Source organism: Acinetobacter sp. YH12069, assembly GCF_013419675.1.
Lineage (GTDB): Bacteria > Pseudomonadota > Gammaproteobacteria > Pseudomonadales > Moraxellaceae > Acinetobacter > Acinetobacter amyesii.
On record NZ_VOZS01000001.1, the window covers coordinates 1 to 12,484 of the forward strand.

The 12,484-nt window shown below is 41.3% G+C and carries 9 protein-coding genes and 2 pseudogenes; 8 read left to right on the forward strand and 3 right to left on the reverse strand.

The features are described from left to right. A pseudogene (locus FTU16_RS00005) lies at nucleotides 1–92 on the forward strand (IS5/IS1182 family transposase); the annotation flags it as partial. A 34-nt stretch (nucleotides 93–126) separates the two neighbouring features. Here the strand turns inward: FTU16_RS00005 and FTU16_RS00010 are convergent. Together FTU16_RS00010 and FTU16_RS00015 are read right to left on the reverse strand one after the other, a co-directional pair. Then, nucleotides 127–279, reverse strand: a pseudogene (locus tag FTU16_RS00010) (DUF4424 family protein); the annotation flags it as partial. Between the two features lie 34 nt (nucleotides 280–313). Then, a complete protein-coding gene (locus FTU16_RS00015; RefSeq protein ID WP_111883908.1) occupies nucleotides 314–616 on the reverse strand; it encodes a hypothetical protein in 303 nt (100 codons plus the stop codon). 236 nt (nucleotides 617–852) lie between these two features. Here FTU16_RS00015 and ahcY point away from each other — a divergent pair, with 236 nt between their 5' ends. The 7 genes from ahcY to FTU16_RS00050 all read left to right on the forward strand — a co-directional run bounded on the left by ahcY (nucleotide 853) and on the right by FTU16_RS00050 (nucleotide 11,476). Then, nucleotides 853–2,235, forward strand: coding sequence for an adenosylhomocysteinase (gene ahcY, locus FTU16_RS00020; RefSeq protein WP_180162435.1), 1,383 nt, complete (start codon nucleotides 853–855; stop codon nucleotides 2,233–2,235). Nucleotides 2,236–2,466: 231 nt separating this feature from the next. Continuing rightward, the gene (gene metF / locus FTU16_RS00025) at nucleotides 2,467–3,303 is read left to right on the forward strand and encodes a methylenetetrahydrofolate reductase [NAD(P)H] (protein ID WP_168378282.1); all 837 of its coding nucleotides are present in this window, start codon (nucleotides 2,467–2,469) and stop codon (nucleotides 3,301–3,303) included. A gap of 32 nt (nucleotides 3,304–3,335) precedes the next feature. Next, entirely contained in the window at nucleotides 3,336–4,049 is a 714-nt protein-coding gene (locus tag FTU16_RS00030) for a 16S rRNA (uracil(1498)-N(3))-methyltransferase (protein ID WP_180055741.1), read from the forward strand. 183 nt (nucleotides 4,050–4,232) lie between these two features. Continuing rightward, entirely contained in the window at nucleotides 4,233–7,109 is a 2,877-nt protein-coding gene (locus tag FTU16_RS00035; protein WP_180162436.1) for an EAL domain-containing protein, read from the forward strand. Nucleotides 7,110–7,249: 140 nt separating this feature from the next. After that, nucleotides 7,250–9,529, forward strand: coding sequence for an NADP-dependent malic enzyme (locus FTU16_RS00040; protein WP_078192090.1), 2,280 nt, complete (start codon nucleotides 7,250–7,252; stop codon nucleotides 9,527–9,529). A gap of 81 nt (nucleotides 9,530–9,610) precedes the next feature. Further along, nucleotides 9,611–10,846 (forward strand): multifunctional CCA addition/repair protein, encoded by a 1,236-nt coding sequence (locus FTU16_RS00045; RefSeq protein ID WP_180162437.1) that lies wholly within the window; start codon nucleotides 9,611–9,613, stop codon nucleotides 10,844–10,846. Between the two features lie 189 nt (nucleotides 10,847–11,035). Continuing rightward, nucleotides 11,036–11,476, forward strand: coding sequence for a GNAT family N-acetyltransferase (locus tag FTU16_RS00050; RefSeq protein ID WP_180049066.1), 441 nt, complete (start codon nucleotides 11,036–11,038; stop codon nucleotides 11,474–11,476). A 36-nt stretch (nucleotides 11,477–11,512) separates the two neighbouring features. On the opposite strand, the gene epmA is transcribed toward FTU16_RS00050, so the two are convergent. Next, nucleotides 11,513–12,481, reverse strand: coding sequence for an EF-P lysine aminoacylase EpmA (gene epmA, locus FTU16_RS00055; RefSeq protein WP_373683874.1), 969 nt, complete (start codon nucleotides 12,479–12,481; stop codon nucleotides 11,513–11,515). Between the last annotated feature and the right edge of the window lie 3 nt (nucleotides 12,482–12,484).

Genomic DNA, 12,484 nt, shown 5'->3' on the forward strand with positions numbered 1-12,484 from the left:
TTAGAGGAATTGCCACAAGATACGATAAGCTAAAACGTAACTATCAAAGCGCTGTTGCTTTAGCTTGTATATTTATATGGTTGCCTCTTTAGCTCAATTTATCGGCTGTAAATGTCAACACACCCTAATTTTTTTACTAATAAACAGGTCTTCACTGAACATTTGAATATCTTTATTTTTCAGGTATTGCACACCGCCTGTTGCCACGTAGCCTGTTGAATCGTTGGCATATGTTAGTGCTGAAAAACACAAGCATATGAATGCAGTTAATTTTTTCATTATTAGCTTCCAATTTTTTATATTTAAAATTGCACTAGAATATCATCGACCATTTTTCAGGAATATACTCAGAAATTAGCCCTATCCCGATAATTATAAGGGCAATGATGCCAATCAAAATAATAAAACTCACTGCTTTTATGACTACTCTAAGGGTTAAATTTAAGCCTTTCGTATAATTTTCAATAAAGCCTGAAAATTTAAATAAGGATAAAACCCCAATCAAAATTAAAGGCAGAAAAAAAATATCTTGTGGTGAAAAGTCGCCTCGCCTTGCTGAGACAGCTTGTGAAGATACGAGTAAAACTAGGAAAATATTAAATTTTAATATATTCATGATATGTACGTTATTATCTTTTTATTATCAGATTATTCATCTACATATTAACCAATTTTTGATTGGAACTCACTCTATTTCCAAGTACAATACTGCCCTAGTCGAGGGATGCTGCGACTTTCTTATAGGCACTAAATATAAGATCGCTAGGCTCGACGATTCGGTTGGACACTCGTTCCAATCAACAACGGCATCCGCGAACTGAATGATCAATTGTTTTTATTAAGGAGATCGTGATGAACGCGGTTAATGCTTCATTTACAGATTACAAAGTTGCCAATATTTCACTAGCTGACTACGGCCGTAAAGAAATCAAACTTGCTGAAGCAGAAATGCCAGCGCTTATTGGCCTTCGTAAACGCTATGCAGCGGCTAAACCGCTTGCTGGCGCGAAAATCCTAGGCTGTATCCACATGACCATTCAAACTGCAGTTTTAATTGAAACTCTAGTTGAATTGGGCGCAGAAGTTCGCTGGACTTCGTGCAACATCTTCTCTACTCAAGACCACGCTGCTGCTGCAATCGCTGCTGCGGGTATTCCAGTATTTGCTTGGAAAGGCGAAACTGAAGAAGAATACATGTGGTGTCTTGAACAGCAAATCAATGTAAACGGCACACCTTGGGATGCCAACATGATTCTGGACGATGGCGGTGACTTAACTGCACTTGTTCACGAAAAATACCCAGAAGTAATTGCTAAAATCCACGGTATTACTGAAGAAACCACTACAGGTGTTCAACGTCTTTACGAAATGCACCGCGACGGTACTTTAAAAGTTCCTGCAATCAACGTAAACGACTCTGTAACTAAGTCTAAAAACGACAACAAATACGGTTGCCGTCACTCTCTAAATGATGCCATCAAACGTGGTACAGATATGCTTTTATCTGGCCGCCGTGCGCTTGTGATCGGTTATGGCGACGTAGGTAAAGGTTCTGCTCAATCACTTCGTCAAGAAGGCATGATTGTACGTGTAACTGAAGTTGACCCAATCTGCGCAATGCAAGCATGCATGGACGGTTTCGAAGTTGTTGCTCCGTACAAAAATGGCGTTCAAACTGGCAAGAAAGAAGACATCAACCTTGACCTTCTTCAAAATACTGACTTGATCGTAACGACTACTGGTAACTACCACGTATGTGACGCAGCAATGCTTGATTCATTAAAAGCGGGCGCTGTGGTTTGTAACATCGGTCACTTCGACACAGAAATCGACACTAACTATTTACGTGGTTACAAGTGGGTTGAAGTTAAGCCGCAAGTTCACCAAGTGTATCGTACAGAAAATGAAAACGATTACTTAATCCTTCTTTCTGAAGGCCGTTTGGTGAACCTTGGTAATGCAACCGGTCACCCTTCACGTATTATGGATGGTTCTTTTGCCAACCAAGTATTGGGTCAAATGCACCTATTCGCTGAAAAATTTGCTGATCTTCCTGAAGATCAAAAACAAGCTGCGATCCGCGTAGAACTTATTCCTAAGAAATTAGATGAAGAAGTTGCTGCAGCAATGGTTGCAGGTTTCGGTGGCGTATTGACGACTTTGACTCAAGAACAAGCGGATTACCTCGGTGTTCAAGTTGAAGGCCCGTTCAAAGCTGAGGCTTATAAATACTAAGTTTTATAAATACCTCTCCCTAACCCTCTCCTGAGCGTGCTTCAAGCACTGCTTTGAAGCTCAGCGCAAGAGAGGGAACTCTTCATTGTGAAAGCAAATTTGTTGTTAACTCCAAATAACTATTACTTTCATAATGGAAGTCCCTTCTCTTGCGCCATATATGGCTCAGGGAGAAGGTTAGGATGAGGGGATTTTTTTAAATAAAAGTATTTATAAAAAAAGGATTTGAACATGTCAAAACAGATTCCTATTTCCTTTGAGTTCTTCCCGACCAAAACTGATGCGGGCGCGGAAAAACTTAAAGTTGTACACCAAGAACTACAATTATTAAATCCTGAATTTTTCTCTGTAACATACGGTGCAGGCGGTTCTACCCGTGAACGTACTTTGTCTACATTGAACGACTTCAACGGTAAAGGCACACCTGTTGCCCCTCACCTGTCTTGTATTGGTGACAGCAAAGAACGTATTGCCGAATTGCTGGATTTGTATAAGTCACAAGGCATTGACCGTATTGTTGCGCTGCGCGGTGACTTGCCCTCTGGTCAGGTGGGCTTAGGCGAATTGCCTTATGCAACAGATCTTGTGCGTTTCATCCGTGAACATACTGGTGATCATTTCAAAATTGAAGTTGCAGCATACCCAGAAATGCACCCGCAAGCAGACAGCTTTGATCTCGACATCAAACGTTTCTGCGACAAAGCCAATGCTGGCGCTAATGCAGCACTCACCCAGTTCTTCTTTAATCCAGATGCCTATTTCTACTTTGTAGAGCGCATTCAAAAAGAAGGCGTGAACATTCCTGTCGCTCCAGGCATTATGCCGATTACCAATGCAAGCAATTTAATTCGTTTTGCTGATGGTACAGGTGCAGAAATTCCTCGCTGGATTCGCAAACAGCTTGCGACTTATGGCGACGACACAGCGTCAATCAAAGCCTTTGGTCATGAAGTGATTGTGAAACTTTGCGAACGCCTGATTGCTGGTGGTGCGCCAAGCCTGCACTTCTACACCATGAATACCACTGACCCTACACGTCAACTTGTGAAAGACCTCGGTCTTGCATAAGACATTTCGACCTTTTTGAGAGTAAAACTTTAATGCCACGTTTTTATATTGAAGCTGATTTAACTGTTGATACGACTGTTGAATTAACGGAAACAGTGTTTCATCACTGGGTAAAAGTTTTACGTGCTCAAGTGGGCGAAACTGCCACTTTGTTCAATGGGCAAGGTGGCGAATACCATGTTGAATTGGTTGAAGTCGCTAAAAAGTCGGCTGCCGTCCAAGTTTTGCAATTCAATCCAAGCAATCGCACACCACATTTTACAGCACTATTGGGTCAAGTGATGAGCAAAGGCGACCGCATGGATTATGCAATTCAAAAAGCGGTGGAACTCGGTGTTTCTGAAATTCAACTACTCACATCCGAACGTTGTGAGATGCGTTTGAAGTACGATCGTGATCAAAAGAAACTCGACCATTGGCAAAGCATTGCTATTGCTGCATGTGAACAATGTGGTCTCAACATTGTCCCTAAAGTACTTGCGCCCCTTTCCCTTGAAAAATGGTTGGAGAGTAATCTACCGACAACCAAGTTGGTACTCGCACCCAATAAAGATGAAGTTGATGTATTAGCAGATGCTGACCCGCACTTTGCCTTACTGATTGGCCCTGAAGGTGGCTTGAGCGAAGCCGAGATCAGCGCAGCAAATGAGAAAGGTTTTGTGAACTGGTGTATCGGTGAACGTGTCCTTCGCACAGAAACTGCACCTGTAGTTGCACTTTCAATTTTAAATTATAAATTTATTTAATTTTTACTCGATGGTTCATCTGAAAGCATCAATGATGGCATCCTTGATATTGCTTTTTATTTGTAACGCAATTACCCTAGAGTCAATAAAAACAAATGATTTGTTACTAAGAATAAACAAATACTCTCAGGAACAATACAAATACAACGATCTAAATTTGGTTAAGGCAGGGTTTTTATATTCATGACGTATAAACAAGATGAATATATCAAGCAGTACAATCATACTGCTCAAATTGCGAACACGATTCGCCATAGCCGCTATTTTTTAGTCAGTATTCTGATTATTTGCTTATATATTTTTTCGATATATCAAATTTTTTATAAATCACCATCTTTATATTTCAATATTTGGTTTATTTTTACCGAAGTTTTTGTCAGTTTATGCTGGCTGATTAGCACCGTTTATTTTAAACCTGAACAATATTCACTGATGATTGCGCATCGTTGGCTACAGTTTCAGTGTTTTTCAGTCGGCACGCTGATTGCGAGCGGTATCTTTTTAATTTTTTACTATTTACCTGCGACCAATCAAAGCTTTGAACCGATTCAGGCCTTAACGCTCTCCGCCCTACTCTTGATCGTGACGCAAACCTTTGGTTTGACCTATTTAACGCAAAAACTCAATTATTTTTGTTTGGCATTTATCCCGTCTATCGTGCCTTATCTGATTGCACAGTTCTTTTTCTTAGATAGTTCAAATCACTTATTTAGCCTGAGTATTAATTTTGGGCTCATTGTGATTCTAATGTGCGCCATGACGTCATATCGAATTCACCGTCGTGTGTCGACCTTACATGCTAAAAATAACCTACTGGTCGATAGTGCCAAGCAACAAGTCAAATGGACTGATGAACTGTGTCAGCAGCTCCAAGATGAAGTCAACAAATCACGTGACATCGAATTACAATTACAACTAGGTAACCAAATCCTTGAACAAAAAGTCAAAGAACGGACCTTCGACATTGAGCAAATGAACAAGGATTTAGAAAACCAACAGGCCAATTTAGTCCTTGCGCATGAAATCGCCGGTTTACGTCCTTGGGATTGGAATATCAAGGATCGTAAAATCGTTGTCACCAACTATAAACAAGAAAAAACCCTTAGACATTCGAAAGAGCATCAACAACAATTACAGCATGTGATCCATCCTGATGATATTCCTCATTTTAAATCAGCAATGATTCAACATCTTCGTGGATTTAAAGACCGTTATGAGGCCACCTATCGGATTCAAAACAGTCAAGGAAAATGGAGTTGGGTACATGATATTGGACGGGTCATTCAACGCGATCCAAATAATCGTAAGCCATTGCGCATGGTCGGTATTCGACGTGATATCCATCAAGAACGGACATCACAAGAACGTTTAAAACTTGCAGCTAGTGTACTCGAACAAGCCGCTGAAGGAATTTTCATTTTAAATGAAGAACTGTGCTATATCGAAGTCAATCCGTTTTACGAACAATTAACCGGATTTAACTACGACCAAATTATTGGCAAACATCTTTTTGATATCACAGCGAATTACAAATCAATTCAACGCAGTATGCACTACTCGATCATTAAACAAGTGCTGAAAATTGGTGAATATGATGGTGAATTGCACGAAAAATTTCTTTCAGGTAAAGAACTGACGCTGTGGATGCATATTAATGCCATTACCGATGATCAAAACCGTGTCACCCATTATATCGGGATCGTTTCAGACCTGACCGAACGTAAATTGCAAGAACAACGCTTATCATATTTAGAAAACTATGACACCTTAACGGATTTACCGAACCGTTTTTATTACAACTATCAACTGCATCAATATTTAGTTTCGCAGCAAGATTCGATTAAACAGTTGGCTGTCATTCGTTTAAACATCGATCGTTTCCGTCCATTAAATGAATATCTCAGCAACAATGGTGGTGATGAACTGTTACGCCAAGTCGCACAGCGTTTACGTCTAACCAATGCCGAAGCTCTGTTTGTCGCACACTTAAATGGCGATGATTTTGCGATTGTGTATGAAATCTCGCACATCCGCCCTTCAGTACAAGAACATTGTGAACGCATCAATAAAGCTTTTAGCATTCCATTTAATATTTTTGGCCAAGAACATGTCATCACCTTATCGATGGGTGTAGCGTTCTATCCTGAGCATGGCCGTCAGCTAGATTATCTAAATAACTGTGCAGAACAAGCGCTGAGCGAAGCTAAAAATTTGGGAGGCAATACTACACGTTATTATTCCAATGAAAATACCGCATTATTAGAGCAAGGGATCTTCTTGGAACGCGACTTGCGTAAAGCCATTCAAAATAATGAGCTGGTGGTGTATTACCAACCGAAGATCAATTTCCGTGATAAAAATATTTACGGTTTTGAAGCCTTGGTGCGCTGGAATCATCCTGAAAAAGGCTTAATACCACCGGGCTTATTTATTCCTTTAGCAGAACAAACCAGTTTAATTTCCGATATCGGGCGTTTTGTCCTGCAAAAAACCGCGCAGCAAATTCGTTTTTGGAACAATTTGGGTTATCAAAATATTTGTGTATCCGTCAATATTGTTGCACAGCAACTGCGCCGTGGACAATTATTAAATGATTTAGATGAAGCGATAGATGCCAATCAAATTGATGGTGCCAGTCTGGAACTGGAAATTACAGAATCCTCTTTGGTCGAAAATCTAGATTCAGTACGTGAACTATTAAACGAAATAAAAAAACGTAAAATCAATATTTCACTTGATGATTTTGGTACGGGCTACTCATCTCTATCCTATCTGGCTGATTTTCCAATTGATATTTTAAAAATAGATCGCAGTTTTATCTCTAAAATTGGTGAAAATAAACAATTGGCCATCGTTAGTGCCATGATTGCCATGGGTAAAGCGATGGGCATGACGGTAGTCGCTGAAGGGATTGAAACTGAACAACAGTTACAGTACCTACAAGACTTAGAATGTGATATTGCTCAAGGCTATTTTTTCTCTAAGCCACTGCCACAAGAAGAGGCAACCGTGTTCCTTGAAAATAATATCTCTTCGCCTGCTTATACATACTTAATATAAGTCACTATGCCTGAGCTATAAGATTGTCTGAAAAAGACGCGACTTCGACTGTCCCAACTGTGCAACTAATGTTATATTCAAGCGGATAAAGCAAGCATTTCAGCTTTATATTGGATAAACAAAACACAATCGAGATACAGATGGACGATCAATCTTTAAAACAGCAGGCTTTGTATTATCACGAATTTCCAACTCCAGGGAAAATCAGCGTTACACCAAGCAAACAATTGGTCAACCAACACGATTTAGCCCTCGCATACTCGCCAGGTGTCGCTGCACCTTGTTTAGAAATTGAACGCGACCCATCTACTGCTGCACTTTACACAGCGCGCGGTAATCTTGTTGCTGTAGTCAGTAACGGTACAGCCGTACTGGGCTTAGGTAACATTGGTCCTCTAGCGTCAAAACCTGTTATGGAAGGTAAAGGCGTTCTATTCAAAAAATTCGCTGGTGTTGATGTTTTTGACATTGAAATTGCTGAAAATGATCCAGACAAAATCGTAGATATCGTTGCAGCATTAGAACCTACTTTCGGTGGTATCAACCTTGAAGACATCAAGGCCCCAGAGTGTTTCTACATCGAGCAAAAACTTCGTGAACGCATGAATATTCCTGTGTTCCATGATGACCAACACGGTACATCGATCATTGTGGGTTCTGCATTACTGAATGCACTTCAACTCAATGGCAAAAAAATTGAAGAAATCAAAATTGTCGCTTCTGGCGCAGGTGCTGCTGCCCTTTCATGTTTGAACTTACTTTGCGCACTTGGCGTGAAAAAAGAAAACATCGTTGTGGCAGATTCACGCGGTTTATTGACCACTAAACGTGAAGGCTTGGATGAGTCGAAAAAGGCATACGTTCAAGACATCGAAGGCTCTCAGCTTGCTGATGTAATGGAAGGTGCGGACATGTTCCTCGGTCTTTCAGCAGCAGGTATTTTGACCAAAGAAATGGTTAAAGTCATGGCGAAAGATCCGATTATCTTTGCCCTTGCTAACCCAGACCCTGAAATTCTTCCTGAACATGCACATGAAGCACGTCCAGACGTGATTATGGCAACTGGTCGTTCAGACTATCCAAACCAAGTGAACAATGCGCTTTGCTTCCCTTATATCTTCCGTGGCGCACTAGATGTTGGTGCAACTACGATTAATGAAGAGATGAAGATTGCTTGTGTACATGCGATTGCTCGCATGGCACATGTCGAAGCTGATGCTGCATCATATGGTGAAAAATCTGCTTCATTTGGTCGTGATTACCTCATTCCGCGCCCATTAGATCAACGTTTGATTCTTGAAATTGCACCTGCTATTGCGCAAGCAGCGATGGATTCAGGTGTTGCAACTCGTCCAATTCAAGACTTCTCTGCGTATCGTCAACGTTTGTCTGAGTTTGTTTATAACTCTGCATTCATGATGAAACCAATTTTTGCGCAAGCAAAAACTGATCCAAAACGCATTGCCTATGCTGAAGGTGAAGATTTACGTGTACTTCGCGCAGTACAAATTGCAGTTGATGAAGGTTTAGCAAAACCAATCCTTGTCGGCCGTCCTGCAGTCATTGAAGCAAACATCAAAAAATTAGGTCTACGTCTTGAAGATGGCGTGAACATCACTATCGTCGATCAAGAGAAAAACCCTGATTACGATAAGTTTGCTGACGATTACTACAGCATCATGCAACGTAAAGGTGTAACGCCTGAATACGCTCAGCGTGAAGCACGTCGTCGTTCAACACTTATCGCGGCAATGTTGGTTCGTCATGGTGTAGCTGACGGTATGTTATGTGGTACTTATTCTAGCTATGACATTCACTTAGACTTTGTCAGCAATGTGATTGGACTAAAAGAAGGCCGCAATAACTTCTTTACGCTGAATGCATTGATGCTTGAAGACCGTAACTTGTTTATTGCCGACACTTACATTAACCGTAACCCAACAGCTGAACAGCTTGCTGAAATGACTATTTTAGCGGCTGAAGAAGTACGCCGTTTTGGTATTACACCGCGTGTAGCATTGCTTTCTCACTCAAGTTTCGGTTCTGACCAAAATGATCCTAGCGCACAAAAAATGCGGAAGGTTTATGATATTTTGTCAGAAATTGCACCAGAACTTGAAGTTGAAGGTGAAATGCATGGTGATGCCGCATTAGATGAAAATATTCGTCATTTCGCATACCCGAACTCACGTTTCAAAGGTTCTGCGAACTTGCTGATTATGCCTAATCTAGATGCAGCGAACATTTCGTTCAACTTGTTGAAATCAACATCAGGTAGTAACGTGACGATTGGCCCAATCCTTTTGGGTGCTGCAAAACCTGTTCATATTTTAACACCAACAGCGACAACTCGCCGTTTAGTGAATATGACTGCATTAACAGTTGCAGAGATTCAAGAAAACGAAAAATTAGCACTCTAATTTAGTTGACCTGAACACACTTTGTGACTTGAGAAAACCTCTGTTCTGTAGCATGATTGCTCTAAGAATAGAGGTTTTTTCATGCAAGTTTATTTAGTAGGCGGTGCAGTTCGAGATCACTTGCTCGGGCACCCCTATCACGAAAAAGATTATGTCGTTGTCGGTGCAACGCCGGAACAATTACTTGCTCAAGGTTATCAACCTGTGGGTAAAGATTTCCCTGTTTTTCTTCATCCAGAGACCAAAGACGAATATGCCTTAGCCCGTACAGAACGTAAGTCTGGACATGGGTATCATGGCTTTGAATTTTATACCGACGTCAATGTCACACTCGAACAAGATCTCATTCGACGTGACCTCACGATCAATGCGATTGCTATGGATGATGCAGGTCAGATTTATGATCCCTACCATGGTCAACAAGATTTAGAGCGACGCATCCTTCGCCATGTGTCTGATGCCTTCGTCGAAGATCCTTTGCGAGTTCTGCGGATTGCACGTTTTGCGGCACGTTATAAAGCTTTAGGTTTTAAAGTGGCTGAAGAAACACTTGCGCTGATGCAAGAGCTTGCCAAATCTGGCGAACTTGAAGCCCTTACACCTGAACGTGTATGGAAGGAAACGTCTCGTGCGTTAATGGAAGACCATGCAGATGAATATTTTGGAGTCTTAAGAGCCTGTGGTGCTTTAAAAGTCTTGTTCCCAGAAATTGATGCGTTATACGGTATTCCACAGCGTCCTGAATATCACCCTGAAATAGACTGCGGCATTCACACCATGATGTCGCTACAGCAAGCCTGTCGTGCCAATTATTCTCTGGATGTTCGTTTTGCCGTACTGGTACACGACTTAGGCAAAGCACTTACTCCAGTAGATGAGTTACCACGCCATATCATGCATGAAGAACGTGGGGTAAAACCGGTTACCGAAGTCTGTGACCGTATGCGTGTACCCACCAATACCAAGCAATTGGCCATTTCAGTATGTAAAGAGCATTTAAAATGCCATCAAGCCTTGAGTTTAAAACCGGGGACATTATGGCGTCTGTTACAACGTATGGATGTACTACGCCGTCCTGAACGCGTAGAGGCCTTTGTACAAGCCTGTGAATGTGATTCACGTGGTCGCTTAGGTTTAGAGGATCGTGCCTATCCGCAAGCTCAATACGTTTTAGATGCCATGCAGGTGGTTCGTAATATTAAGGCTGCCGATCTTCCACCTGATGTATCAGGGCCGGATATTGGTGAAATGCTGATTGAACGACGTATCCAAGCCATTGCAGAACTAAAAACCAGTCAATATGCAGTTGAAGCATAATTAGAGCACCTTCGGGTGCTTTTTTAATTTACCTTTTCTATATTTTCCTTTTCTATATTTTTAAAACTTTAACTTTTGCAATATTTCACCTTGCCCTTTCAGATATAGATAAGCTTTGAAAAATATCTGCATTCACATCAAGGCTCATTCATCTATGCTCTAAGGAAAACAAACCATCGAGCTGACAATATGCATCCCCAAATTCGTCCACTACACCTCCCAAAAGATCTCCTCGACATTCATCAACTCACACTCCAATTGGGTTATGAAATACCACCAGAGCGACTCCAACAGCATTGGCAGTTGATTCATTTGGATAAGCATTATCAAACCTTGGTGATGATGGCTGATGACCGCGTCATTGGTTATGCAGGTTTTATCCAACAATACAGTTGGGAGTTTGAGGAAGGATTTATTCGGATTCAGGCTTTTGTCATTGATGCCAGTTATCGCGGTCAAGGTTTAGGGCGACGCTTCATGCAAGCCATTGAGCAAAGCGCTCGGCGACAAGGTCTAAAACGTATTTTACTCAACAGTGGTAATCGTCCTGAACGCTATGCCGCACATGCTTTTTATCAAAATTTAGGGTTTGAAGCCTATAGTTTGGGTTTTACTAAACATTTAAATTGATCGGCCAATTTTACCATCAGCCGATCAAGACATTTTTTAAGAAATATCAGCTGGGAAACTAATGACTTTTTCAAGTTTTAACTGATTCGTTGCCACCATTAGCAATCGATCAATGCCTAAGGCTATACCTGCACACTCACTCATATACGGTAATGCAGCAAGCAAATATTCATCAATCGGCATCACATGCAAGCCAAGTTTAGCGCGCTCTGCATTATCCGCCTCAAAACGACGGCGTAAAACGTCTGCATCAATCAGTTCATCATAAGCATTTGCTAACTCTAAACCTTCGATATATAGCTCAAATCGTGCTGCAACCAATTCACCATCTTCGTCCACACAGGTTTTCGCCAAAGAAGCCATTTCCGGTGGAAAATCTGTAAGGAACACTGGCGTATCAAAACCGAGACTCGGCTCTACATAATGCGAGAACAATAAATCGATATAGCCTAAACGGTCTTCACCCAGATCTAAGCTTAGCCCCACACGACGACAGCAATCTTTCAGCTCTTGTAAAGTGGCTTGTAACGGATTCAAATCCAAACGATCCATAAAGGCATGCTTATAGCTCAAAATAGTCGGACGAATTTCACCAAAGCGCTGTTTCAAAGTTTCATTCAATAGGTCAGTCACTTCAAACATCAAGTCTTTTAAGCTAAAACCCGGACGGTACCATTCCAACATGGTGAATTCACTGTTGTGTTTACGTCCATGTTCATCATCACGGAAAACTTTACAGATTTGGTAAATAGATCCACTGCCACTTGCCAACAGACGTTTCATGGCAAATTCAGGTGAAGTTTGCAAATAATGCGTTTGCTTTTGACCATTCACATGGCGCTGAGCCTGTACCGATGCTAAATGCACATCGGTGACACCCGCTTGAGAAAGCACAGGTGTTTCCACTTCTAGTACATCACGTGCCGCAAAAAACTGGCGAATTTGAGCATACATCGTGGCACGTGCACGAAGTGCAGTGAGTTCACAACTCGGTTGAAAGTTCATTTG

Bases quoted from the DNA above. Each gene is read 5' to 3' on its own strand.
- FTU16_RS00015 (WP_111883908.1), bottom strand. From the start codon at position 616: ATGAATATATTAAAATTTAATATTTTCCTAGTTTTACTCGTATCTTCA.
- ahcY (WP_180162435.1), top strand. From the start codon at position 853: ATGAACGCGGTTAATGCTTCATTTACAGATTACAAAGTTGCCAATATT.
- metF (WP_168378282.1), top strand. From the start codon at position 2,467: ATGTCAAAACAGATTCCTATTTCCTTTGAGTTCTTCCCGACCAAAACT.
- FTU16_RS00030 (WP_180055741.1), top strand. From the start codon at position 3,336: ATGCCACGTTTTTATATTGAAGCTGATTTAACTGTTGATACGACTGTT.
- FTU16_RS00035 (WP_180162436.1), top strand. From the start codon at position 4,233: ATGACGTATAAACAAGATGAATATATCAAGCAGTACAATCATACTGCT.
- FTU16_RS00040 (WP_078192090.1), top strand. From the start codon at position 7,250: ATGGACGATCAATCTTTAAAACAGCAGGCTTTGTATTATCACGAATTT.
- FTU16_RS00045 (WP_180162437.1), top strand. From the start codon at position 9,611: ATGCAAGTTTATTTAGTAGGCGGTGCAGTTCGAGATCACTTGCTCGGG.
- FTU16_RS00050 (WP_180049066.1), top strand. From the start codon at position 11,036: ATGCATCCCCAAATTCGTCCACTACACCTCCCAAAAGATCTCCTCGAC.
- epmA (WP_373683874.1), bottom strand. From the start codon at position 12,481: ATGAACTTTCAACCGAGTTGTGAACTCACTGCACTTCGTGCACGTGCC.